Raw genomic sequence first — 24,383 nt, 5'->3', positions numbered from 1 at the left:
GCGAGGCGTCTCGCAAACTATTACTGGCGAACCAGGCGGGAAAATCCCGGGGAGAAGGGCACGTTACTGCGCCACGGATTGATATCCAGACCACCGCGCCTGGTGTAGCGTGCATAAACGCTCAGGGCTTCTGGCTGACAAAAGCACTGAACGTCGTTGAAAATGCGCTCAACGCACTGCTCATGAAACTCATTATGCTGACGGAATGAGATGAGATAACGCAGCAGCGCTTCACGATTAATACGCGGGCCTTTGTAGCGAATCATCACCGAGCCCCAATCGGGCTGATTGGTAATTAAGCAGTTCGATTTCAGCAGATGGCTAACCAGCGTTTCTTCAACAATTTCACGGCCTGCAGCCTGCGCCAGATAATCCGCATTGAAGGCGTAATCGTGAATTTCGATATCCTGTTCATCAATCACTTCGCCACTGAAGTGGCCGATCGGCTGGCCTTCCACTTCGCTGAGACGAAACAGCGCCACGCTGACCTGACCCTTCGCGCAGGCGCTGAGATCACGCTCCAGCGTCTGACGCACTTCGCCCCAGTCGGCGAAAACGCTCTGATTAAAACTGTTAAGATAGAGCTTGAAACTCTTCGACTCGATCAGGTTTTGGCTATCGGCGCGCAGTACCACTTCGCCCACTGCGACCTGCGGAACGCCTTTGCTGTTGAGCCAGGAGAGTTCGTAGAGCGTCCAGATATCTGCGCCAGTAAACGGCAGATTATCGGGATACAGCCCCAGCGGCTCACGGTTAAGGCTGCGCGGCACGGATTGCAGCAGCGTGTTATCGTAGCGATCAACATAAGCCGTGGGCTTACCTAAGGTCAGGCCGCTTAATGCCTGATCCCGGTTTTCAGAAGACATAACGGTTACCACTGAATTTCATCAAAGTGGTTAAGTGTAACCTAACACTTGCGAGAATATGAATGATGCAGCAAACCGTAGATGCTCTGCGTGAGTTTACCGCCCGGTACGTGGAACATTGGCAGCAACAAACCGGACATTTTCCCGCCAGCGCCGATCTGCTTGGCGTTCCCTCCGACTGCATTATCAGCACGCTGGATGACCGCGTGTTGTGGCAGCCGCAGCCGTTTACGTTACCGGCCACGCTTGAAGCGGTAGAGCGTGCGCTGGATCTGCAACTGCAACCAGAAATCAGTGCGTTTTACACCAGCCAGTTTGCAGGTGATATGACGGCAACCTTTGAACTGCAGCCGATTACCCTGCTGCAGGTATGGAGTGAAGCAGATTTCACTCGCCTGCAGGAAAACCTGATTGGTCACTTGGTTATGAAGCGCCGCTTAAGACAAGCGCCAACGCTGTTTATTGCCACCACCAACTCAGAGAATGATGTGATTGCGCTGTGCAATCTTACCGGCGAGGTCATTATTGAGGAGCCTGGCACTAAAAAGCGTGAAGTCCTGGCGACATCGGTTAAGACATTTCTTAATGCTTTACAACCGGTTACTCAGTGATTTGCAGATTTTTAGGCTGCGCTTTGTGAGAGATCTCTCACGTTAGGTGTGAGAGATCGCTAGATCATTGCGCAGACTTGCGGAAGCCCTAAATGTAAAAATATTGTGAATCATGAACTTATGGCATCAATCTGAAAATTAAGACAGGACTTAATCCATTAACGCTTCTTACTGGCTTGTTATTGCGATGGTTTCTGGGAGAATAGTCACCACTGGCAGGATGCTGGGGATTAAGAGACGTTCAGGAGAATGTCAGCCATGAGGCGGGAACGTAACGGAATTTACGGCACACGGAAGGCTTTAGGACGAAGCAGGACACTCAGGATTGAGTATAAAGGACACCTCCAGGACGGAGAATGAGAGCCACGCGGAACGTGGCGGGCCAGGATGCTAAGGACCAATGTCATGATGACAAGCGACGGAAAGCGCAGGAAAAGTTGTCATGGATGAGCAGGGAGCACAGCAGTAGCTGGAATGCTGCAAACGAAAACCGGGAGCACTGTAATCACAGTGCTCCCTTTTTTTATGCCATTTTTACGCCGGGCGTGACTGATGGTATGCTTGCCGCCCAATTTTTCTCTGGAGGTGGCGCATGTCGTCGCAAATGATTTTTCAGCGCCTGCAGCAGGTCGAAGCGGTGATGCGTGAACACGGCCATTGGCAGTCACAATCCCCCGAGGCGGGCGCCTTCGCCAGTACCGAACCTTTCTGTCTTGATACCATGGAGCCGCTGCAATGGCTACAATGGGTGTTCATGCCACGTTTTTATGCGCTGCTCGAAAGCGGCGCGCCGTTGCCGCAGAATTTTGCTATCGCTCCCTATTATGAAGTCGCATTGCCAGCCGACACGCCGGGCTATGCGGTGCTATTGCTGACGCTCAACAAGTTTGATGCGCTGTTCCAGGAACCTTCCGCCTGATGCTCGAAATCCTTTATCAAGATGCGTGGCTGGTCGCGGTGAATAAGCCGGCCGGCTGGCTGGTGCATCGCAGCTGGCTCGATCGCAATGAAAAAGTGGTGGTGATGCAAACGGTGCGCGATCAGATTGGCCAGCATGTGTTCACTGTGCACCGCCTCGATCGCCCAACGTCCGGCGTGTTGCTGATGGCCTTATCGAGTGAAGTCGCCCATTTACTGGCGCAGCAGTTTGAACAGCACCAGATGCAGAAAACCTATCATGCGGTGCTGCGCGGCTGGCTGGAAGGCGGCGCGACGCTGGATTATCCGCTGGTGGAAGAGCTGGATAAGATTGCCGACAAATTTGCCACCCAGGAACCTGTTGCCCAACCGGCGGTAACGGATTACCAGGCGCTGGCACACGTTGAGATGCCGGTCGCCATCAGCCGCTATAACACCGCGCGCTATACGCTGGTGGAGATGGCGCCGCACACCGGGCGTAAACATCAGCTGCGTCGCCACATGGTGCATCTGCGTCATCCGATTATTGGCGACAGCGCGCACGGCGATCTGCGCCAGAATCGCGGTGCGGCGGCACATTTTGGCCTCAATCGCCTGATGCTGCACGCCAGCGCACTCAGCTTTACCCATCCCGTTACCGGCGAGCCCATAGTGATTCGCGCCGGGTTGGATCGCGTCTGGCAGCAGATGCTTGAGCAGTTTGGCTGGCAGGATCAGATCCCTGATGTTCCCAGGGTTGAGTTTGCCAGTGATGCAGTCCAGGATAAGCCGACAGAATAAAGGAGCGGCAAGATGGCAAAGATTGGCATTTTTACAGGTACGGTTTACGGCAATGCGCTGCTGGTAGCTGAAGAAGCACAGACGGTGCTGGAAGAGCAGGGCCACGACGTGAAGGTGTTTGAAGATCCGTCGATGGCGGATTGGCAGGCATACAGCCAGGATGTGGTGCTGATTGTCACCTCAACCACCGGTCAGGGCGACTTCCCGGATAACATTGCCCGCCTGTATGTTGCAGTGCGTGATCAGCTGGGTTATCAGCCAGAATTGCGTTATGGCGTGATTGGCTTGGGTGACAGCAGCTATGACAATTTCTGCGGTGCAGCTAAAACCTTTGATACCACCTTGCAGGAGCAGAGCGCGCAGCGCATCGGCGAGGTGCTGTTGGTGGATGCGACGGAAGATCCGGAGCCCGAATCAGTGACCTCACCGTGGGTGGAGAACTGGGGTAAGTTGCTGTAAGGACTTTTCCCTCACCCTAACCCTCTCCCGCCAGCGGGAGAGGGAATATTTAGAGGGTGCAGCCCGCACGGTTTGTTCCCTCTACCGCGAAGTGGGAGAGGGCCAGGGTGAGGGCAATAGCCATCACGTCACCGGCGCCGGATTAAACACCGCCAGCTGATTACGAATCCCCCAACGATCCGACCATGTCTGCTTGCGCCCGCTGGCAATCTCCAGAATCAACTCAAACAGTCGCCAACCGACCTGTTCAATACTCTCTTCGCCCGTTGCAATGGTTCCGGCATTAATATCCATCAAATCATGCCAGCGTTCGGCCAGCGCATTGCGCGTTGCCATCTTGATTACCGGAATGGCGGCCAAACCGTAAGGCGTGCCGCGCCCGGTAGTGAACACCTGCAAGGTAATGCCCGATGCCATCTGCTGCGTGCCACACACGAAATCGCTGGCTGGTGTGGCCGCATAAATCAGCCCGCGTTTGGTGGGGCGCTGTCCGGGCGATAACACTTCAACAATCGGACTGCGACCTGACTTGGCAATCGAACCCAGCGCTTTCTCCACCACATTCGCCAGCCCGCCTTTTTTGTTGCCCGGCGAGGGATTGGCGCTGCGATCGGTTTGGCCCTGGCTGAGGTAATCGTCATACCACGCCATCTCTTCCAGTAGTCGTTTACCGACCGCTTCATCCATCACGCGCGGCGTCAGCAGATGGATAGCATCCCGCACTTCGGTCACTTCCGAGAACATTACCGTTGCGCCGCAGCGCACCAGTAAATCAGAAGCAAATCCCACGGCGGGGTTCGCCGTTACGCCCGAGAAAGCGTCGCTGCCGCCGCACTGCGTGCCGATCACCAATTCCGATGCTGGACAGGTTATGCGCTGACGTTGATTAAGCTTTTTCAGATGGCGTTCGGCGACCTGCAGGATTTCATCCACCATCGCGCCGAAGCCCACCAGCCGCTCATCCTGCAATCGCACAATGTCGTTGTCATCCAGCGAAATGGCCTGCACATCCGGTGTGCCGGTCAGCAGACGTTCGGGCTGTAACTTCTCGCAGCCGAGGCTGACGATCATCACTTCGCCACCAAAATTGGGATTCAGCGCCAGGTTATGAATGGTGCGAATCGGCACCACCGCGGCGGGCGCATTGATTGCCACGCCGCAACCGTACAGATGATTCAGCGCCACCACGCCATCGACATTGGGATAACGCGGCAGCAAATCACGCTCAATGATCTGCACTACATAATCCACCACGCCCGCCACGCAGTGAACGCTGGTGGTGATGCCGAGCAGGTTGCGCGTGCCCACGCTGCTATCTGCATTGCGATAGCCTTCGAAGGTATAACCTTCCAGCGGCGGCAGCGCGGGCGGTACATTGTTTGCCAACGGCAAACTGTTGAGTGGCGGCGCTTCGGGCAGCGCTACCAGTGATTCTTCAATCCAGCTACCTTGTGGGATGGGACGCAGCGCGTAGCCAATCACTTCACCGTAGCGCAGGATCGCGCCTGCTTGCGGGATATCGCTGAGCGCGACTTTATGTCCCTGTGGCACATGCTCAGTCAGTTGCAGTCCGTCGTCGAACAGGGTGCCAGACGGTAATCCCTGATTGTTGACCACGATCGCCACGTTATCGGCATCGTGCACTTTGATATAGAGCGGTTTTTCTGTCAGAGGACGGTTCATTGCTCACCTTCCAGTTCGTCGCACCGTACGTAGCAGCGCGGTTTAAAATACGTCCATCACGTCATCGTTTTTTGCCAGCCTCAGTATATGCAGGGGTATTTGCCGTATGCATTGTGCAACTGACTGGCTTTAAGGAGATTTATCAGGGGAATTTGGTTCGTTTATCCAAACACAAGTGAAGGGACTCACAAACTGCCGTTATCCTGTACGTTAACCAGGCAAAATCAGGGAGCAAAAAAGCGTTCCGTGAGCCACGCCGCAGCGTTATGTGCAGATGCCATAAAATCATTCTCTTTCAACCCTAATCCTCATGCGTTCTTCCAGTGTTTCGCCGCCAGGCTGTTCCTATACTGATTCTCGTTCTTCAACGTTAGGTTATTCGTCACGACGCATCATCGTATTGCCAAATATAAAAATCGCCGTGTTTAACCCGACTTCATTCTGATACCCAACGCGATGTGTATGCAGTCAGAGTGGATGTAGCGTTCGCTATATTTCAGGAGTGCATCATGAATAGTTTCAGCCAGACAGCGGAAGCGGTGCAAAAGCGCACCAATGCCCGTTACTGGATTGTGGTGATGTTATTTATCGTCACCTCGTTCAACTACGGTGACCGCGCAACCATTTCGATTGCCGGTTCGGCGATGTCCAAAGAGATCGGCCTTGATTCGGTCGGCCTTGGCTATATCTTCTCCGCCTTTTCCTGGGCGTACGTGATTGGGCAGATTCCGGGCGGCTGGCTGCTCGACCGCTTCGGCTCAAAACGCGTCTACTTCTGGAGCATCTTCCTCTGGTCGCTGTTTACCTTGCTGCAAGGCTTCGTCGATCTGTTCAGCGGTTTTGGCATTATCATTTCGCTGTTCCTGTTGCGCTTCCTGGTCGGCCTGGCTGAAGCGCCATCCTTCCCCGGCAATAGCCGCATTGTTGCGGCCTGGTTCCCGGCACAGGAGCGCGGCACCGCCGTCGCAATCTTTAACTCGGCGCAATACTTTGCCACGGTAATCTTCGCGCCGATCATGGGTTGGCTGGTCTCCGAAGTGGGCTGGGCGCACGTGTTCTGGTTCATGGGCGGATTGGGCATCATCCTCAGCTTTATCTGGCTGAAAGTGATCCACGATCCCACCGATCATCCGGGCGTCAACAAAGCCGAGCTGGAGTACATGGAGCAGGGCGGCGCGCTGATCAACATGGACGTCAAAAAGGATGACCGCAAAGTGAGCTGGAGCGAGAAGTGGTTCCAGATCAAACAGCTGCTGACCTCACGCATGATGCTGGGCATCTATCTCGGCCAATACTGCGTCAACGCCTTAACCTACTTCTTTATTACCTGGTTCCCGGTGTATCTGGTGCAGGCGCGCGGCATGTCGATTCTGAAGGCCGGCTTTATTGCTTCGATCCCTGCGGTGTGTGGCTTCCTCGGCGGCGTATTGGGCGGCGTGATTTCTGATTACCTGATGCGTAAAACCGGTTCGCTGAACATCGCGCGTAAAACGCCCATTGTGCTCGGTATGCTGCTCTCCATCTCGATGGTGATGTGTAACTACACCGACACCGAATGGGTGGTGGTGTTCTTTATGGCGCTGGCATTCTTCGGCAAAGGCATTGGTGCGCTGGGTTGGGCGGTGATGGCAGATACCGCACCGAAAGAGATCAGCGGTTTGAGCGGTGGCTTGTTCAACATGTTCGGTAACTTCTCCGGCATCGTCACGCCAATTGCCATCGGTTACATCATCGCCACCAGCGGATCCTTTGAGGGCGCGCTGATTTATGTCGGTATCCATGCCTTTGTCGCCGCATTTAGCTTCCTGGTGATTGCTGGCGATATCAAACGCGTTGAACTGAAAACCAGGCCATAAGGACGGAATATGACTACGCAAAGCACGCCGGTCATCACCGATATGCAGGTGATTCCGGTTGCCGGTTACGACAGCATGCTGCTCAACATCGGTGGCGCGCACAGCGCCTGCTTCACCCGCAATATCGTGGTGCTCACGGATAGCGCGGGACACACCGGCGTCGGTGAGGCCCCGGGCGGTGAAACCATCTACCAAACGCTGGTTGAGGCGATTCCGCAGGTAAAAGGTCAGCAGGTTGCCCGCATGAATCGTCTGGTGCAGCAGGTGCACAAAGGCAATCAGTCGGCGGATTTCGATACCTTCGGCAAGGGCGCGTGGACCTTCGAACTGCGCGTCAATGCGGTGGCCGCGCTGGAAGCGGCGCTACTGGATTTACTCGGCCAATGTCTCGGCGTGCCGGCGGCGGAACTGCTCGGTCCGGGCCAGCAGCGCGATGAGGTCACGGTGCTCGGCTATCTGTTCTATCTCGGCGATCGTCGCAAAACCGATTTGCCGTATCTGACCGGCGAAAATGCTAGCCACGACTGGTATCACTTGCGTCATCAGGAGGCGCTGACGCCGGAATCTGTGGTGCGTCTGGCGGAAGCGGCGCAGGACAAATATGGCTTCAAAGATTTCAAACTCAAAGGCGGCGTGCTGCCGGGCGAGCAGGAGATTGAGTCGGCGGTGGCGCTGAAAAAACGCTTCCCCGATGCGCGCATCACCGTCGATCCCAACGGTGCCTGGATGCTGGATGAAGCCATTCGCTTGTGTAAAGGCATGGGCGATGTGCTGACCTACGCCGAAGATCCGTGCGGTGCCGAGCAGGGCTATTCCGGCCGCGAAGTGATGGCCGAATTCCGCCGTGCGACGGGGTTGCCGGTCGCCACCAACATGATCGCCACCAACTGGCGCGAGATGAACCACGCGGTGATGCTCAATGCCGTCGACATCCCGCTGGCCGATCCGCACTTCTGGACGCTGAGCGGCGCAGTGCGCGTGGCGCAGCTGTGTGATGACTGGGGGCTGACGTGGGGCTGTCACTCCAATAACCACTTCGATATTTCACTGGCGATGTTCACCCACGTTGGCGCCGCTGCGCCGGGTAAACCCACCGCGATTGATACGCACTGGATTTGGCAGGAGGGCGATCAGCGCCTGACCAAAGAGCCGCTGCAGATCCGCAACGGCAAAATCGCCGTGCCGGATAAGCCGGGCCTCGGCGTCGAGCTGGATTGGGATCGCCTGCATCAGGCCAACGCATTGTACAAATCACTGCCAGCGGGCGCACGTAATGACGCCACCGCGATGCAGTATCTGGTTCCCAATTGGGCATTCGACCGCAAGCGTCCAGCCTTTGGTCGCGGCTAAGTTTAAGGAGCAGGAAATGAGTCAGACACCGAAAATAACATCGCTGCAGGTCATTCCGGTGGCCGGTCACGACAGCATGTTGCTTAACCTGAGTGGCGCGCATTCGCCGTTCTTTACCCGCAACATCGTCATCATTAAAGACAATGCCGGACACACCGGCGTCGGTGAGATTCCGGGCGGCGAAAAGATTCGTCAGACGCTGGAGGATGCTGCGGCGCTGGTGGTGCAGAAAACCGTTGGCGAATACAAGAACATCCTCAACCTGGTGCGCAGCACCTTTGCCGACCGCGATTCCAGCGGACGCGGCAACCAAACCTTTGATTTGCGTACCACCATTCACGTGGTTACTGGCATCGAAGCGGCGCTGCTCGATCTGCTGGGACAGCATTTAGGCGTGAACGTCGCCTCGTTGCTTGGCGATGGTCAGCAGCGCGACCGGGTAGAAATGCTCGGCTATCTGTTCTATGTCGGCGACCGCAAGAAAACCTCGCTACCGTATCAGAGCCAGGAAAATGACAAATGCGATTGGTATCGCCTGCGCCACGAAGAAGCGCTGACGCCGGATACGGTGGTGCGCCTGGCGGAAGCGGCCTATGAAAAATATGGCTTTAACGATTTCAAACTGAAAGGCGGCGTGCTGCGCGGTGGCGAAGAGGCCGAAGCGGTGACGGCGCTGGCGAAGCGCTTCCCGCAGGCGCGCGTGACGCTTGATCCTAACGGCGCCTGGTCGCTCAACGAGGCGATTCTGCTCGGTAAGCAGCTGAAAGGTGTGCTGGCCTATGCGGAAGATCCGTGCGGTGCTGAGCAGGGCTATTCCGGTCGCGAAGTGATGGCGGAATTCCGCCGCGCCACCGGCATGCCGACCGCCACCAATATGATCGCCACCGACTGGCGTCAAATGGGCCACACGCTGTCGCTGCAGTCGGTCGATATCCCGTTGGCCGATCCGCACTTCTGGACGATGCAGGGTTCGGTGCGCGTGGCGCAGATGTGTCACGACTTCGGCCTGACGTGGGGCTCGCACTCTAACAACCACTTCGACATTTCACTGGCGATGTTTACCCACGTTGCCGCCGCCGCACCAGGTGCGATTACCGCCATCGATACGCATTGGATTTGGCAGGAAGGCAATCAGCGCCTGACTAAAGAGCCGCTACAGATTAAAGGCGGCATGGTGCAGGTGCCGCAAAAACCGGGTCTCGGCGTCGAGCTGGATATGGATCAGGTGATGCAGGCCAACGCGCTGTATCAGAAACACGGTTTAGGCGCGCGCGACGATGCGCAAGCCATGCAGTTCCTCGTACCGAACTGGACCTTTGATAACAAGCGTCCGTGCCTGGTGCGCTAACTTTTCCGGCTCCCCGCGCGGGAGCCTGCTGTAACCGACAGGAGTGAAGACAATGAGCAATGCCTGGCCGAACCCTTTTCGTCGCCGTTTGCTGGCAGGAGAAACCCTGATTGGCAGCTGGTGCGCGCTGGCTAATCCCCTTACCACTGAAGTGCTGGGCCTGGCGGGCTTTGACTGGCTGGTGCTGGATGGCGAACACGCGCCGAATGACATCACCACCTTTGTGCCGCAGCTAATGGCACTGAAGGGCAGCCACAGCGCGCCGGTGGTGCGTCCGCCGTGCAACGAACCGATCATCATCAAGCGCTTGCTGGATATCGGCTTCTACAACTTCCTGGTGCCATTTGTGGAAACCGAGGAAGAAGCGATTCGCGCGGTGGCATCTACTCGCTATCCACCGGCGGGCATTCGCGGTGTGTCGGTTTCACACCGCAGCAACATGTACGGCACGCTGCCGGATTACAACAGCACCATTAACGACAACATCACGGTGCTGGTGCAGATCGAAACGCAACAGGCGGTGGACAACATCGATGCTATCGCCGCGGTGGAAGGTGTTGATGGCATCTTCGTTGGGCCGGGCGATCTCTCGGCCGCGCTCGGCTATCTGGGCCAGCCTGCGCATCCCGAAGTATTGAAAGTGATTAAACACGTCTTCGAACGCGCCAAAGCGGCGGGGAAACCGAGCGGCATTCTGGCGCCGGTGGAAGCCGATGCGCGCCGCTATCTGGAGTGGGGCGCCAGCTTTGTGGCGGTAGGCAGCGATCTGGGTGTGTTCCGTAACGCCACGCAGGCGCTGTGTGACAAATTTAAAAAATAACTGACTGAGAGGAAAGGCAATGAAAATTGGATTTATCGGCCTCGGCATCATGGGCAAACCGATGAGTAAAAACCTGGTGAAAGCCGGTTATTCGCTGGTGGTGCGCGACCATAATGTTAGTAACGAAGCAGAGTTGGTGGAGCTGGGCGCCACCGTAGCCAAGACGCCAAAAGAGGTGGCTGAACAGGTGGATGTGTTGATCACCATGGTACCGAACTCGCCACAGGTTAAAGAGGTGTGCCTCGGTGCTAACGGCATCATCGAAGGCGCGAAGCCGGGCCTGATCGTTATCGACATGAGTTCCATTGCGCCGTTGGCCAGCCGCGAAGTGCATGATGCGCTGGCGGCGAAAGGCATCAAAATGCTCGATGCGCCAGTCAGCGGCGGCGAGCCGAAAGCGATTGAAGGCACGCTGTCGGTGATGGTGGGCGGCGATAAGGCGGTGTTTGATCAGTGCTACGACATCATGAAAGCGATGGCGGGTTCAGTGGTCCACACCGGTGACATTGGTGCGGGGAATGTGACTAAGCTGGCAAATCAGGTGATCGTGGCGCTTAACATCGCGGCGATGTCAGAAGCGCTGTCGCTGGCGACCAAAGCGGGCGTTAATCCTGAGCTGGTTTATCAGGCGATTCGTGGTGGTCTGGCAGGCAGCACCGTGCTGGATGCCAAAGCGCCGATGGTGCTGGATCGTAACTTCAAACCGGGCTTCCGCATCGATCTGCATATCAAAGATCTGGCCAATGCGCTGGATACCTCGCACGAGATCGGTGCGCATCTGCCGCTGACTGCCGCAGTGATGGAGATGATGCAGGCGCTGAAAGTGGATGGACAGGGCACTTCCGACCATAGCGCGCTGGCCTGCTATTATGAAAAATTAGCGAAAGTTGAGATCACCCGGTAGTGCAATCGTCCGGCGTCTACGGATGTCGGGCGGCTCGCTGCCTTCGCAGGACGGATGTCCGTCATCAACCGCGCTGGATTGCCTATGAAAATTGTCATCGCACCGGATTCATATAAAGAGAGTTTATCCGCCCTGGAAGTGGCTTCGGCGATTGAAGCGGGATTCCGCGAGATCTTTCCCGAAGCTGAGTACGTGAAAATACCGGTTGCCGACGGTGGTGAAGGCACGGTTGAAGCGATGGTGGCGGCAACGCAGGGAAACATTGTCCGGCTGACGGTTACTGGACCGCTCGGCAAGCCAGTGGAGGCGTTCTACGGTTTGTCAGGTGATGAGCGTACCGCATTTATCGAAATGGCGGCAGCCAGCGGGCTGGAGTTAGTGCCCGCGGCACAGCGCGATCCGCTGATTACCACCTCGTTCGGCACCGGCGAGCTGATCAAAGATGCGCTCGATCGCGGTGTCGATCACTTCATTATCGGCATTGGCGGCAGCGCCACCAATGATGGCGGTTCCGGCATGATGCAGGCGCTGGGCGCACAACTGCTGGATGAGCACGGCAAGCAAATCGCCTACGGCGGCGGCGCATTACCGCAGCTGGCGCGCATCGATATCGAACAGCTGGATACGCGTATTAAGCAGTGTCGCTTTGAAGTCGCCTGCGATGTCAGCAATCCGCTCACCGGCGATAAGGGCGCTTCGGCGATCTTCGGTCCGCAGAAAGGTGCGACGCCGGAACTGGTGCAGCAGCTGGACAAAGCACTGGAACATTACGCCAACCTGATTCATCGCGATCTGGATATTGATGTTTTACACATTGATGGCGGCGGCGCGGCGGGCGGCATGGGCGCGGCGCTGCATGCGTTTTGTCAGGCCGAGTTACGCAGCGGCATTGAGATTGTCACTGAAGCCTTGGGCCTGGCCGAGCAGGTGAAAGATGCCGATCTGGTGATTACCGGCGAAGGGCGCATTGATAGTCAAAGCATTAACGGCAAGGTGCCGATTGGTGTGGCAAAGGTCGCGAAGCAGTTTAATAAACCGGTGATTGGCATTGCCGGAAGTTTAACCGCGGATGTCGGCGTGGTGCACCAACATGGGCTGGATGCGGTGTTCAGCGTGCTGTTTAGCATCTGCTCATTGGATGACGCGCTGGCCAACGCGGCGCAGAACGTGCGCCTGACGGCGCGCAATGTGGCGGCGGTGATAAAGCTGGGGAAAGGGAGATAGTTTTCCCTCACCCTAATCCTCTCCCAGAGGGAGAGGGAACCGATCGGAGCGATGGAATAAGTTTGCACGTAACTTAAGCATGCTCAGGGCAACTCCCTCGCCCGCTTGCGGGAGAGGGCTGGGGTGAGGGGAAAATCGCACCGCACTAACCCAACGCCAACAATTTCCTCGCTTCACGCGCCACGTTCGCCATCTCATCACTCAACTCCAGCAGCTCCGGCTCCAGCGCGTCGATATCGCTCTCCTGATGTAAACTCTTCTCCAGCTGCTGACACAGCTGCTTCAAGCGCGGCACGCCGCTGTAGCTGGCGCTGCCGTGCAGCTTGTGGATAATCTCGCGCAATCCCACCACATCATTGCTCGCCATTGCACTCTCTACGCGCTCTTCCACTTCCGGCAGGAAATCGAGCAGCATTTGCAGCAAATCGCGGGCTAAATCGGGTTTATTGGCGGCCTGACGTAGCGCCAGCGACCAATCCAGTGACGGCGCCACGTGCGGCTGTTGCGGCTGTGGCATGACCCGGTTCGGCGCGTAACGCTGCAGCAGTTGGCTCAGTTTGTCCTCATCAATCGGCTTCGCCAGATAGTCATTCATACCAGCGTTAATGAGCTGCGCTCGTTCGCCATCCAGCGCATGCGCAGTAACGGCGACAATCGGTGTGGTGGCGTGCAGCGGCAGGCTGCGGATGATTTCGCTGGCGCGGATGCCATCGATATCCGGCATCTGAATATCCATCAGAATCACATCCAGCTTGTGCAAGCGCGCCTGGCGAATCGCCTGCTCGGCGTTATCACACAGAATGATGTGCTGCACCTGCTCCTCCAGCAGCGCGCCAATCAGTTTCAGGTTGGCGGGATTGTCATCCACCGCCATTACCGTCAGCGGCTGACGTGCACCGCGCGGCAACGCATCGCTTTGCCAGTCATGTAAGTCCAGCAGCATCGGCAGCAAGCGCGTCAACGAAACCGGTTTGGCGATACACCCGGCAATGCCGCGCGCCCGTAAGTCATCGGCAAACAGCATCATTTCACTCGGCAGCGCCAGCAGCACCGAGTCGGCACGCGCATGCAGACGTTTAATCAATGCATCCGGCAACGTCGCAGGATGCGGCTCGGTGACCGGCAAACCCATCAGCAGCAGCGGGAAGTGCGTCTCGGGCATCTCTTCCAGGCTGGAGAAGTGCTGCACCTGCAGCGGCGTGATGCTTAGCATCTCCTGCACCGCTTTCGCCACCGCTGGATGTGGCTCGATATACGCCAGCGGCGTGGCGCGCAAATCGTCCAACATGCGCGGAATGGCTGGTGCATTGGGATTGAGATCGAGATGAATATGCACCCAGAAGGTTGAACCCTGATTCGGGCGGCTGTGGAAGGCAATTTCGCCGCCCATTTCGCTCACCAGTTTCTGCGTGATCACCAACCCTAAACCGGTGCCGCCATGACGGCGCGTAATGCTGGCATCGGCCTGACGAAACGCCTGGAATAGCTGCGACTGCTGCTGTTCAGAGATACCGATGCCGGTGTCATGCACCTGAATCTCCAGCTCGACGCGCGTAGTGTTGATGCTGCGCAGCTCAACGCGCAAATCGATATGACCGTGCTCGGTGAACTTGATCGCGTTACCAATCAGGTTAATCATGATCTGCTGCAGGCGCAGCGGATCGCCAATCACATTATCCGGCACCTGTTTTTCCAGGCACACGGTAATTTCCAGCCCTTTGTCATGGGCGGACGGCGCCAGCAGCACCAGGGTTTCATCCAGCGTGGCGCGCAGCGGGAACGGGATCGACTCCAGCACCAGCTTGCCGGCTTCCAGTTTCGAGAAATCGAGCACGTCATTAATGATGCTCAGCAGGTTATTCGCCGAACGCTCGATGGTGCTCATGTAGTCGCGCTGGTTGGTGCTCAGCCCGGTTTTTAGCATCTGACGGGTAAAGCCAATTACGCCGTTCAGCGGCGTACGCAGCTCATGCGACATGTTGGCGAGGAATTCCGATTTGATGCGCGCCGCTTCCTGCGCGCGCTTCTTCGCCAGATCCAGCTCCACGTTCTGAATCTCCAGTTGCTCCAGCGTTTCACGCAGATCGTAAGTCGCCTGATCGATGTTTTGCTGCATCTCTTCGTGATAGGCGGTGAGCGACATCGCCATGGCGTTGATGCCGTTTTTCAGAATGCTCAGCTCGCCCAGCATGTAGCCATCGACGCGGCTGTCCAGCTGGCCACGACGAATGCGGTCCACGGTGGTAACCATATTGCGAATGGGACCGGTGACGTCGCGCATCAGGCGATAGGCAAACAGCATGGCGATGCACAGGCAGAACAGCAGCAGCAGCGTGGCGACAAATACTTCTTTGTACTGCTCCAGCCGCACTGATTGCAGATCCAGTTCGATCGCCACATAACCCAGCGGATTCCCGGCTGGTTTGGCATCTTCGCCCGGCAGCTCATCCACCGAATAGCGTTCAGAGATAATCGGCGTGCGCAGAATCATAATTGTGCCTTGCCGCTCCACCGAGACGCCATCTTCCAGCGTGGAGATGTCCTCTTTTTGCAGCAGCGCCAGATTCTGATTGTTATTCGAGGTGACGTAGACGTGATTGTTGTTGTCGAAAATGGTGATGGCACGGACAATATCGGAGTGGCGGCGATGCAGCAGACTGACTAACTCGCGAATCGCATCGCGGTTGTGCCACGTCATGCCGTATTCACTGGAGACCGCCAGCGGTTCGATGATGTTCGCTCCCGCGTCGTGCACCTGATGCTGTAATTCGTTGTAGCGGTGCACCACAAAGAAGGTACTGAGCAGCAGACCAATCATCAGCGTTGGCGCCAGTATCAAAATCATCATTCGCGCCCGCAGGCTGTATTTGGTCATAATTGTGGCCTGGCGACTCCTGGCATTTTTTCCCTGTGCGAGCACGGTTGGTGGCTGCACACCCAATTAACGTAGAGATTTCACAATACTATGGCGCAATTTTACTCCGCAAAACAGCGTGTGACGACGAAGGCTCGCATATCCGTCACCATTGAAGACCTCGATCCTTTCGGACAAGGTGTTGCGCGCCATAAAGGCAAGGCGATGTTTGTTAGCGGCGCGCTGCCCGGTGAACAGGCGGAAGTGACGGTGTTCGAGGATAAAAGCAAATACGCACGCGCCAAAGCCAACAAGATCATTAATCCCAGTCCACAGCGGGAAACACCGCGCTGCGTCCATTTTGGCGTGTGCGGCGGCTGCCAGCAGCAACATGCCTCGGTGGCTTTGCAGCAGGAGAGTAAAGCGCGCGCCTTGAGCCGCATGTTAAGCCGCGAAGCGCCGCTGCCGGTGAAGGTCGATGAGATCATCAGCGGCAGCGCGTGGGGCTACCGTCGCCGGGCGCGTTTAGGATTGCAGTGGCAGCCAAAACAGCAGCGTTTGCAAATGGGGTTCCGTCAGGCCGCCAGCAACGATCTGGTTGAACTGAAGCAATGCCCGGTTTTGGTGCCCGAACTTGAAGCGTTGCTGCAGCCGCTGCACCAGTGCCTCAGCGATTTACAGGCAGTTAAACGGTTAGGCCACGTAGAATTGGTGCTGGCGGATAATGGCCCGCTGATGGTACTGCGTCATCTTGATGCATTATCTGCAGGCGATCGCGCAAAACTGGAACGCTTTTCGCATGAGCAGCAACTGTCGCTCTATCTGGCTGATGGCAGTGAAAGTTTGCTGGCGCTGAATGCGCGCGAACCTTTTTATCACTCGTTGAATTTGCCACTATCCTTTAGCCCGCAGAATTTTATTCAGGTCAACGATGGTGTGAATCAGCAGATGGTCGCCAAAGCCATTCAATGGCTGGATTTGCAGCCAGAGGATCGTGTGTTGGATTTGTTCTGCGGCATGGGAAACTTTACCTTGCCATTAGGAAAGTTCGTACAAAATGTTGTAGGTGTGGAGGGCGTTGCAGCATTAGTGCAGCAGGCAGCGTATAATGCTGAGCAGACTAATCTCAAGAATGTTCGCTTTTTCCAGCATAACCTGGAGGAAGATGTATCGCGTCAGCCGTGGGCGACGCAGGGATTTAACAAGGTGTTACTGGATCCAGCGCGTGCTGGGGCCGCGGGCGTAATGGCGCATGTGGTTAAACTTGCGCCGCAACGTGTGGTCTATGTTTCCTGTAACCCTACAACGCTGGCGCGTGACAGTCAGACATTGCTGTCAGCGGGCTACCATTTGGAAAGGGTCGCGATGCTGGATATGTTTCCCCATACCAGTCATCTCGAATCCATGGTGCTGTTTAGCAAAGCATAAGCGATGTCCACATCGCTGTGGCAGGAGAGGATATGGTTGCGGTTAGAAGTGCGCATTTAAATACGGCGGGCGAATTTGCCCTCGACCAGTGGATCGCCAGTTTGAGTATCAACAATCCGCAATCCTGTCAGCGACTGGCGGATGCGTGGCGCTACTGTGAAGCCGAAACGCACAACCATCCTGATCAAGCTCTGCTGCTGTGGCGCGGTATTGAGATGGTGGAAATTCTCACCATGCTCAGCATGGACATTGACAGCCTGCGCGCGGCGCTGCTGTTCCCGCTCGCCAACGCCGATGTGGTGAGCGAAGAGGATCTCGAAAAAGCCTTTGGCAAAGAGATTGTGATGTTGGTGCACGGCGTGCGCGACATGGATGCCATTCGCCAGCTGAAAGCGATTCACAACGATTCGATGGCCTCCGAGCAGGTGGATAACGTGCGCCGCATGCTGCTGGCGATGGTGGAAGATTTTCGCTGCGTGGTTATCAAGCTGGCAGAACGTATCGCCCATCTGCGTGAAATGAAAGACGCGCCAGAAGATGAGCGCGTGCTCGCGGCGAAAGAGAGCACCAATATCTACGCGCCGCTGGCCAACCGCTTGGGTATCGGCCAGCTCAAATGGGAGCTGGAAGATTACTGCTTCCGCTATCTGCATCCCGATGAATACAAACGCATTGCTAAGCTGCTGCATGAACGCCGTATTGATCGCGAAGGCTACATTGAAAGCTTCGTTGCCAACCTGCGTGCCGAGATGCAGAAAGAGGGCGTGCGTGCTGAAGTGTATGGTCGTCCGAAACACATCTACAGCATCTGGCGCAAGATGCAGAAGAAGTCATTAGCGTTCGATGAGCTGTTTGACGTGCGCGCGGTGCGTATCGTGGCGGAACGGCTGCAGGATTGCTACGGCGCGCTTGGTACGGTGCATACGTTGTTTCGCCATCTGCCGAGTGAGTTTGACGACTACGTTGCCAATCCCAAGCCTAACGGCTATCAATCGATTCATACCGTGGTGCTGGGTCCGCAGGGCAAAACGGTGGAAATCCAGATTCGTACGCGCCAGATGCATGAAGATGCCGAGCTGGGCGTCGCCGCACACTGGAAGTACAAAGAAGGTCCAACCTCCAGCAACGCGCGCGGCGCGGCAGGACATGAAGGGCGCATCGCCTGGCTGCGTAAGCTGATTAGCTGGCAGGAAGAGATGGCTGATTCCGGCGAGATGCTGGAAGAGGTGCGCAGCCAGGTATTCGACGACCGCGTGTATGTGTTTACCCCGAAAGGTGACGTGGTCGATCTGCCGGCGGGATCAACGCCGCTCGACTTCGCCTACCATATTCACAGCGATATCGGCCACCGCTGCATTGGCGCCAAAATCAGCGGGCGCATCGTGCCGTTTACCTATCAGTTGCAGATGGGCGATCAGATTGAAGTGATCACCCAGAAACAGCCAAACCCAAGCCGCGACTGGCTGAACCCGAACCTCGGCTATATCACCACCAGCCGCGGACGCTCGAAAATTCACGCCTGGTTCCGCAAACAGGATCGTGACAAAAATATCATTGCTGGCCGTCAGATCCTCGAAAGCGAGCTAAATCAGATGGATATCAGCATGCGCGAAGCGGAAAAACTGCTGCTGCCGCGCTATAACGTCAGTTCGCAGGATGAGCTGCTGGCGATGATTGGCGGCGGCGATATTCGCCTCAATCAGATGGTGAATTTCCTGCAGGGCAAGCTCAACAAGCCGAGTGCCGAAGAGGAAGATCGCGAGGCGCTGCGCCTGCTGACGCAGAAGTCACATGCGCCGTCCGCGCGCAAAGAGAGCGGTCGCGTGGTGGTGGAAGGCGTGGGCAATCTGCTGCACCACATCGCCCGCTGCTGCCAGCCGATTCCTGGCGACGATATCGTGGGCTTTATCACCCAGGGGCGCGGCATCTCGATTCACCGCGCCGACTGCGACCAGTTAACCGAGCTGATTTCGCACGCACCGGAACGTATCGTTGATGCGGTGTGGGGCGAGGATTACTCCAGCGGTTATTCGCTGGTGGTACGCGTTACCGCCAACGATCGTAGCGGCCTGCTACGCGATATCACCACCATTCTGGCTAACGAGAAGGTCAATGTGCTCGGCGTCTCCAGCCGCAGTGACACCAAAAAGCAGCTGGCGACCATTGATATGGATATTGAGATCTATAACCAGCAAGTGCTTGGCCGCGTGCTGGCACGTCTCAATCAGGTGCCGGATATTATCGACGCGCGCCGTTTGCATTGATTCAGAGCCGTTTGTCCCCCATCCCGATCTTCCCCCTTTCGCGGGGGAAGAAGACGCTGCCGTATGTGTAACCGTCGCAGTATCTCCCAAAATTTTCCCAAAGGATCCTTTCATGACGCCCTTAAATCGCCTGCTCACCATCATGCAAACCTTGCGCGACCCGGAGCGCGGCTGCCCGTGGGATCGTCAGCAAACCTTCGCCTCGATCGCGCCTTACACGCTGGAAGAAACCTACGAAGTGATCGATGCCATCCAGCGTGAAGATTTTGCCGATCTGCGCGGTGAACTTGGCGATCTGCTGTTTCAGGTGGTGTTCTACGCGCAGATGGCCGATGAGCAGCAGCGCTTTAATTTCGATGACATCTGCAACGCCATCAGCGACAAACTTGAGCGCCGTCATCCGCACATTTTTGGCGATGTTCAGGCTGCAACCAGCGAAGAAGTGCTGAAAAACTGGGAAGCCATCAAGCACAGCGAACGCGCAGAAAAATCGCAGCACTCGGCGCTGGACGACATTCCTAAAGCGCTGCCGGCATTGATGCGCGCGCACAAAATTCAGAAGCGTTGCAGCTCGGTGGGCTTCGACTGGAACAATCTCGGCCCGGTGCTGGATAAAGTGCATGAAGAGATCGATGAGGTGATGCACGAAGCGCAGCAAGCGGTGGTGGATAACGCGAAGCTGGAAGAGGAAATCGGTGATTTGCTGTTCGCGACCGTCAATTTGTCGCGCCATCTAGGCAGCAAAGCGGAAATCGCATTGCAGAAAGCCAATGATAAATTTGAGCGCCGCTTCCGTGAAGTTGAAGCCATCATCGCCTCACAAGGGTTAGCCATGAGCGATGCGACCCTGGACCAAATGGAAGCCGCCTGGCAGCAGGTGAAAGTGAGCGAGAACAAACAGTAAGCGAATCTGGCGATTATTCCAGCGCTGCGCATAAATTCGCCGCTTGAGCTTACTCGATTCAGCCTTGCGGCGACTTTGTGACGTACATCAACATTTCGCACCATGCTATCCGCTATGTTACCGGCTTACCTGTGGAGGACGATGGTGTGATTCATCAATTGTGGCTTAAGACGACTTCAAGTATACTATTTTCCCGTCTTGGTTATTCCACCGTCTTTAAACCTAAACTCTCAGGTTCAGCATGACAACGAATTATATTTTTGTGACCGGCGGGGTTGTTTCCTCTCTGGGCAAAGGCATTGCCGCAGCCTCCCTCGCAGCCATCCTTGAAGCACGTGGTCTTAATGTGACCATCATGAAACTCGATCCGTACATCAACGTCGATCCGGGTACCATGAGCCCAACGCAGCACGGTGAAGTATTTGTTACCGATGATGGGGCCGAAACCGATCTGGATTTAGGTCACTACGAGCGCTTCATCCGCACTAAAATGTCGCGCCGTAACAACTTTACTACCGGTCGTATCTACTCAGAAGTGCTGCGCAAAGAGCGTCGCGGTGACTATCTGGGCGCCACGATTCAGGTTATTCCACACATCACCAACGCCATCAAAGAACGCATTATTGAAGGCGGCGAAGGTCATGACGTGGTTCTGGTCGAGATCGGCGGTACCGTGGGTGATATCGAATCTCTGCCGTTCCTCGAAGCGATTCGCCAGATGGCAGTCGATGTCGGTCGTGAACACACCATGTACATGCACCTGACGCTGGTGCCGTATATGGCGGCCGCAGGCGAAGTGAAAACCAAGCCAACCCAGCATTCAGTGAAAGAGCTGCTGTCGATCGGGATTCAGCCAGACGTGCTGATCTGCCGTTCTGACCGCGCGGTGCCAGCGAACGAACGCGCTAAAATCGCGCTGTTCTGTAACGTGCCAGAAAAAGCGGTTATTTCCCTGAAAGATGTGGATTCCATCTACAAGATTCCAGGCATGCTGAAATCGCAAGGTCTGGATGATTACATCTGCAAGCGTTTCAATCTGAACGCGCCGGAAGCGAACCTGGCCGAATGGGAACAGGTTATTTACGAAGAAGCCAATCCGGGCGGCGAAGTGACCATCGGTATGGTCGGCAAATATGTCGAACTGCCGGATGCGTACAAGTCAGTGATTGAGGCCTTGAAACACGGTGGCCTGAAAAATCGCGTTACCGTGAATATCAAATTGATCGACTCGCAGGATGTTGAAACGCGCGGTGTCGAATTACTGAAAGATCTGGATGCTATTCTGATCCCTGGCGGCTTCGGCTACCGCGGTGTGGAAGGCAAAATGATGACGGCGCAATACGCCCGTGAGAACAACGTGCCTTACCTGGGAATTTGCCTGGGCATGCAGGTTGCGCTGATGGAATTCGCCCGCAACGTTGCCGGTATGGAAGGCGCGAACTCTACGGAATTTGTGCCAGACTGTAAGTATCCGGTGGTTGCGCTTATCACCGAATGGCGTGACGAAGAGGGCAACGTTGAACAGCGTACTGAGCAGAGCGATCTGGGCGGCACCATGCGTCTGGGCAGCCAGCAGTGCCAGTTGACGCCGGAAAGCAAAGTGCGTCAGTTGTACGGTTCTGAAATCATTACCGAACGCCACCGTCATCGTTACGAAGTAAACAATATGTTGCTGAAGCCGATTGAAGCGGCGGGTCTGCATATTGCCGGTCGTTCTGGCGACGATCAGCTGGTTGAGATCATTGAGATCCCGAACCACCCGTGGTTTGTTGCCTGTCAGTTCCACCCGGAATTCACGTCGACCCCACGCGATGGTCATCCGCTGTTCGCTGGCTTTGTGAAAGCCGCGCAGGAACACCAGAAGCGTTTAGCGAAGTAAGTTTCACGAACAACGCGCGAACTTTTCGCGCGTTGTTTGTCTTAGGATTGACTAACTTGTACTGAGGAAAATCGAATGTCCAAAATCGTAAAAGTCATCGGTCGCGAAATCATCGACTCCCGTGGCAACCCAACTGTAGAAGCAGAAGTGCATCTGGAAGGCGGTTTCGTTGGTCTGGCTGCTGCGCCATCAGGTGCATCAACCGGTTCTCGCGAAGCTCTGGAGCTGCGTGACGGTGACAAATCTCGTTTCCTGGGCAAAGGCGTAACCAAAGCGGTTGCGGCTGTTAACGGTCCAATCGCTAACGCGGTAACCGGTAAAGATGCCAAAGACCAGGCGAACATCGATAAGATCATGATCGAGCTGGACGGTACTGAGAACAAATCTAACTTCGGTGCTAACGCCATTCTGGCGGTTTCACTGGCTGCTGCTAAAGCTGCTGCTGCCTCTAAAGGCCTGCCGCTGTACGCACACATCGCTGAACTGAACGGCACCCCAGGCAAATACTCTATGCCGCTGCCAATGATGAACATCATCAACGGTGGTGAGCACGCCGACAACAACGTCGACATCCAGGAATTCATGATTCAGCCGGTTGGCGCGCCAACCCTGAAAGAAGCGATCCGCATGGGTTCTGAAGTCTTCCATCACCTGGCGAAAGTGCTGAAGTCTAAAGGCATGAGCACTGCAGTTGGTGACGAAGGTGGCTACGCGCCAAACCTGGGTTCTAACGCCGAAGCGCTGGCTGTTATCGCTGAAGCGGTAAAAGCAGCAGGCTACGAACTGGGCAAAGACATCACCCTGGCGATGGACTGCGCAGCATCTGAATTCTACAAAGACGGCAAATATGTGCTGGCTGGCGAAGGCAACAAAGCCTTCTCTTCAGAAGAGTTCACCCACTTCCTGGAAGACCTGACCAAACAGTACCCAATCGTTTCTATCGAAGACGGTCTGGATGAATCTGACTGGACTGGTTTCGCCTACCAGACCAAAGTGCTGGGCGACAAAATCCAGCTGGTGGGTGACGATCTGTTCGTAACCAACACCAAGATCCTGAAAGAAGGTATCGATAAAGGCATCGCTAACTCCATCCTGATCAAATTCAACCAGATCGGTTCACTGACCGAAACTCTGGCTGCAATCAAGATGGCAAAAGATGCGGGTTACACCGCGGTGATTTCACACCGTTCAGGTGAAACCGAAGATGCAACCATCGCTGACCTGGCGGTAGGTACGGCGGCTGGCCAGATAAAAACCGGTTCTATGAGCCGTTCTGACCGTGTTGCTAAGTACAACCAGCTGATTCGTATCGAAGAAGCGCTGGGCAGCAAAGCACCGTTCAACGGTCTGAAAGAAGTTAAAGGCCAGGCGTAATCGCCTTAGTATGCTGCCTGCGCGCAGCATCGTCTGAATGAAGCCCCGCCTTGTGCGGGGCTTTTGCTTTTATTTGGCACGAAGCAACTGTGACCTGGCGCATAAGATCTGCCATAATCTGCGCCTCAAATTTTAGACGTGAGTAAATAATGTTCTACCCGATTAACGAAATGTTCCAGACGCTGCAGGGCGAAGGTTTTTACACCGGTGTTCCGGCGCTGTTCATCCGCTTACAAGGATGTCCGGTGGGCTGTAGCTGGTGTGATACCAAACATACCTGGGAAAAGCGGGCGGATCGGGAGACCTCGCTGGGTGATATTCTGGTCAAAACCGTGGAAAGCGATGCGTGGGGCAGCGCCGATGCGGCCATGTTGATCGACACCATCCAACGTCAGGGCTGGACCGCACGTCATGTGGTGATCACCGGCGGCGAACCGGCGATTTTTGATCTGCGCCCTTTGACGGAACAATTAGAAGCGGCGGGTTTTGCCTGCCAGATCGAAACCAGCGGCACGCACGACGTGCAGTGTTCCGACGCAACATGGGTGACGGTTTCACCCAAGGTGAACATGCGCGGTGGCTATGATGTTTTGCCGCAGGCACTGCAGCGTGCAGATGAGATTAAACATCCGGTGGCGCGTGAGCGTGATGTGGAAGCGTTAGATGCGTTGCTGGCAGGATTACACGACGATAAAAAGCGCATTGTGGCACTGCAACCGATCAGCCGTGGTGATGCGGCAACGAAACTCTGTATTGAAACCTGTATCGCCCGCAACTGGCGGCTTTCGATGCAGACGCACAAATACCTGAATATTGCCTGAGTTCTAAGGTCGCCATGCATGGCGACCTCACTCACGGTTA

19 protein-coding genes are annotated in these 24,383 nt (G+C 55.9%); 16 read left to right on the top strand and 3 right to left on the bottom strand.

Annotated features, from left to right (window positions below; genetic code table 11):
* Positions 1-20: 20 nt before the first annotated feature.
* The gene (gene queF / locus P6287_RS15340) at positions 21-866 is read right to left on the bottom strand and encodes an NADPH-dependent 7-cyano-7-deazaguanine reductase QueF (RefSeq protein ID WP_277974018.1); all 846 of its coding nucleotides are present in this window, start codon (positions 864-866) and stop codon (positions 21-23) included.
* A gap of 62 nt (positions 867-928) precedes the next feature.
* Here queF and syd point away from each other — a divergent pair, with 62 nt between their 5' ends.
* The 4 genes from syd to P6287_RS15320 all read left to right on the top strand — a co-directional run bounded on the left by syd (position 929) and on the right by P6287_RS15320 (position 3,634).
* Complete coding sequence (syd, locus tag P6287_RS15335) at positions 929-1,477, top strand: SecY-interacting protein (RefSeq protein WP_192412009.1); 549 nt, start codon at positions 929-931, stop codon at positions 1,475-1,477.
* Positions 1,478-2,069: 592 nt separating this feature from the next.
* On the top strand, positions 2,070-2,396 hold the full coding sequence (locus P6287_RS15330) for a YqcC family protein (RefSeq protein WP_101762014.1): 327 nt from the start codon (positions 2,070-2,072) through the stop codon (positions 2,394-2,396).
* The gene (gene truC, locus P6287_RS15325) at positions 2,396-3,175 is read left to right on the top strand and encodes a tRNA pseudouridine(65) synthase TruC (RefSeq protein ID WP_210081674.1); all 780 of its coding nucleotides are present in this window, start codon (positions 2,396-2,398) and stop codon (positions 3,173-3,175) included. Before P6287_RS15330 ends, truC begins: the two co-directional genes overlap by 1 nt.
* A gap of 12 nt (positions 3,176-3,187) precedes the next feature.
* Entirely contained in the window at positions 3,188-3,634 is a 447-nt protein-coding gene (locus P6287_RS15320) for a flavodoxin (protein ID WP_277974017.1), read from the top strand.
* 123 nt (positions 3,635-3,757) lie between these two features.
* Here P6287_RS15320 and garD read toward each other — a convergent pair whose 3' ends face one another.
* Entirely contained in the window at positions 3,758-5,317 is a 1,560-nt protein-coding gene (gene garD, locus P6287_RS15315; RefSeq protein WP_277974016.1) for a galactarate dehydratase, read from the bottom strand.
* A gap of 509 nt (positions 5,318-5,826) precedes the next feature.
* On the opposite strand from garD, the gene P6287_RS15310 reads away from it, so the two are divergent.
* From P6287_RS15310 to P6287_RS15285, 6 genes are all read left to right on the top strand, one after another.
* Positions 5,827-7,173 carry an MFS transporter gene (locus P6287_RS15310; protein WP_101762584.1) on the top strand — a complete coding sequence of 449 codons (1,347 nt, stop codon included), beginning with the start codon at positions 5,827-5,829 and terminating at the stop codon, positions 7,171-7,173.
* Positions 7,174-7,182: 9 nt separating this feature from the next.
* Positions 7,183-8,523 carry an enolase C-terminal domain-like protein gene (locus tag P6287_RS15305; RefSeq protein WP_277974015.1) on the top strand — a complete coding sequence of 447 codons (1,341 nt, stop codon included), beginning with the start codon at positions 7,183-7,185 and terminating at the stop codon, positions 8,521-8,523.
* A gap of 16 nt (positions 8,524-8,539) precedes the next feature.
* A complete protein-coding gene (gudD, locus tag P6287_RS15300; protein WP_192412005.1) occupies positions 8,540-9,871 on the top strand; it encodes a glucarate dehydratase in 1,332 nt (443 codons plus the stop codon).
* Between the two features lie 52 nt (positions 9,872-9,923).
* Positions 9,924-10,691 (top strand): 2-dehydro-3-deoxyglucarate aldolase, encoded by a 768-nt coding sequence (garL, locus tag P6287_RS15295; RefSeq protein WP_101762587.1) that lies wholly within the window; start codon positions 9,924-9,926, stop codon positions 10,689-10,691.
* 19 nt (positions 10,692-10,710) lie between these two features.
* The gene (gene garR / locus P6287_RS15290; RefSeq protein ID WP_064738030.1) at positions 10,711-11,595 is read left to right on the top strand and encodes a 2-hydroxy-3-oxopropionate reductase; all 885 of its coding nucleotides are present in this window, start codon (positions 10,711-10,713) and stop codon (positions 11,593-11,595) included.
* An 84-nt stretch (positions 11,596-11,679) separates the two neighbouring features.
* Positions 11,680-12,819, top strand: coding sequence for a glycerate kinase (locus P6287_RS15285; RefSeq protein WP_277974014.1), 1,140 nt, complete (start codon positions 11,680-11,682; stop codon positions 12,817-12,819).
* Positions 12,820-12,964: 145 nt separating this feature from the next.
* Here P6287_RS15285 and barA read toward each other — a convergent pair whose 3' ends face one another.
* The gene (barA, locus tag P6287_RS15280; protein WP_277974013.1) at positions 12,965-15,694 is read right to left on the bottom strand and encodes a two-component sensor histidine kinase BarA; all 2,730 of its coding nucleotides are present in this window, start codon (positions 15,692-15,694) and stop codon (positions 12,965-12,967) included.
* Between the two features lie 90 nt (positions 15,695-15,784).
* On the opposite strand from barA, the gene rlmD reads away from it, so the two are divergent.
* From rlmD to queE, 6 genes are all read left to right on the top strand, one after another.
* Positions 15,785-17,101 (top strand): 23S rRNA (uracil(1939)-C(5))-methyltransferase RlmD, encoded by a 1,317-nt coding sequence (rlmD, locus tag P6287_RS15275; RefSeq protein ID WP_277974012.1) that lies wholly within the window; start codon positions 15,785-15,787, stop codon positions 17,099-17,101.
* A gap of 32 nt (positions 17,102-17,133) precedes the next feature.
* A complete protein-coding gene (relA, locus tag P6287_RS15270; protein ID WP_101762592.1) occupies positions 17,134-19,365 on the top strand; it encodes a GTP diphosphokinase in 2,232 nt (743 codons plus the stop codon).
* 112 nt (positions 19,366-19,477) lie between these two features.
* Positions 19,478-20,269 (top strand): nucleoside triphosphate pyrophosphohydrolase, encoded by a 792-nt coding sequence (mazG, locus tag P6287_RS15265; RefSeq protein WP_277974011.1) that lies wholly within the window; start codon positions 19,478-19,480, stop codon positions 20,267-20,269.
* A 241-nt stretch (positions 20,270-20,510) separates the two neighbouring features.
* The gene (pyrG, locus tag P6287_RS15260; protein WP_007891723.1) at positions 20,511-22,148 is read left to right on the top strand and encodes a CTP synthase (glutamine hydrolyzing); all 1,638 of its coding nucleotides are present in this window, start codon (positions 20,511-20,513) and stop codon (positions 22,146-22,148) included.
* 75 nt (positions 22,149-22,223) lie between these two features.
* Positions 22,224-23,522: a phosphopyruvate hydratase gene (eno, locus tag P6287_RS15255; protein ID WP_101762594.1), complete on the top strand. Its 1,299-nt coding sequence runs from the start codon at positions 22,224-22,226 to the stop codon at positions 23,520-23,522.
* 149 nt (positions 23,523-23,671) lie between these two features.
* The gene (gene queE / locus P6287_RS15250) at positions 23,672-24,343 is read left to right on the top strand and encodes a 7-carboxy-7-deazaguanine synthase QueE (RefSeq protein WP_110868307.1); all 672 of its coding nucleotides are present in this window, start codon (positions 23,672-23,674) and stop codon (positions 24,341-24,343) included.
* The last annotated feature ends 40 nt before the right edge of the window (positions 24,344-24,383 follow it).

This window comes from Pantoea sp. X85 (assembly GCF_029623675.1).
In the GTDB taxonomy this organism is placed as follows: Bacteria; Pseudomonadota; Gammaproteobacteria; order Enterobacterales; family Enterobacteriaceae; genus Pantoea; species Pantoea leporis.
Note: the sequence above shows the minus strand (reverse complement) of the source record. Positions and strands in the feature narration are given on the sequence as shown.

Excerpts from the sequence above, each read along its gene's own strand:
- truC (WP_210081674.1), top strand. The coding sequence starts at position 2,396 with ATGCTCGAAATCCTTTATCAAGATGCGTGGCTGGTCGCGGTGAATAAG.
- gudD (WP_192412005.1), top strand. The coding sequence starts at position 8,540 with ATGAGTCAGACACCGAAAATAACATCGCTGCAGGTCATTCCGGTGGCC.
- garL (WP_101762587.1), top strand. The coding sequence starts at position 9,924 with ATGAGCAATGCCTGGCCGAACCCTTTTCGTCGCCGTTTGCTGGCAGGA.
- syd (WP_192412009.1), top strand. The coding sequence starts at position 929 with ATGATGCAGCAAACCGTAGATGCTCTGCGTGAGTTTACCGCCCGGTAC.
- P6287_RS15330 (WP_101762014.1), top strand. The coding sequence starts at position 2,070 with ATGTCGTCGCAAATGATTTTTCAGCGCCTGCAGCAGGTCGAAGCGGTG.
- relA (WP_101762592.1), top strand. The coding sequence starts at position 17,134 with ATGGTTGCGGTTAGAAGTGCGCATTTAAATACGGCGGGCGAATTTGCC.
- P6287_RS15310 (WP_101762584.1), top strand. The coding sequence starts at position 5,827 with ATGAATAGTTTCAGCCAGACAGCGGAAGCGGTGCAAAAGCGCACCAAT.
- pyrG (WP_007891723.1), top strand. The coding sequence starts at position 20,511 with ATGACAACGAATTATATTTTTGTGACCGGCGGGGTTGTTTCCTCTCTG.
- P6287_RS15285 (WP_277974014.1), top strand. The coding sequence starts at position 11,680 with ATGAAAATTGTCATCGCACCGGATTCATATAAAGAGAGTTTATCCGCC.
- P6287_RS15320 (WP_277974017.1), top strand. The coding sequence starts at position 3,188 with ATGGCAAAGATTGGCATTTTTACAGGTACGGTTTACGGCAATGCGCTG.
- barA (WP_277974013.1), bottom strand. The coding sequence starts at position 15,694 with ATGACCAAATACAGCCTGCGGGCGCGAATGATGATTTTGATACTGGCG.
- queE (WP_110868307.1), top strand. The coding sequence starts at position 23,672 with ATGTTCTACCCGATTAACGAAATGTTCCAGACGCTGCAGGGCGAAGGT.
- eno (WP_101762594.1), top strand. The coding sequence starts at position 22,224 with ATGTCCAAAATCGTAAAAGTCATCGGTCGCGAAATCATCGACTCCCGT.
- garD (WP_277974016.1), bottom strand. The coding sequence starts at position 5,317 with ATGAACCGTCCTCTGACAGAAAAACCGCTCTATATCAAAGTGCACGAT.
- P6287_RS15305 (WP_277974015.1), top strand. The coding sequence starts at position 7,183 with ATGACTACGCAAAGCACGCCGGTCATCACCGATATGCAGGTGATTCCG.
- queF (WP_277974018.1), bottom strand. The coding sequence starts at position 866 with ATGTCTTCTGAAAACCGGGATCAGGCATTAAGCGGCCTGACCTTAGGT.
- mazG (WP_277974011.1), top strand. The coding sequence starts at position 19,478 with ATGACGCCCTTAAATCGCCTGCTCACCATCATGCAAACCTTGCGCGAC.
- garR (WP_064738030.1), top strand. The coding sequence starts at position 10,711 with ATGAAAATTGGATTTATCGGCCTCGGCATCATGGGCAAACCGATGAGT.
- rlmD (WP_277974012.1), top strand. The coding sequence starts at position 15,785 with ATGGCGCAATTTTACTCCGCAAAACAGCGTGTGACGACGAAGGCTCGC.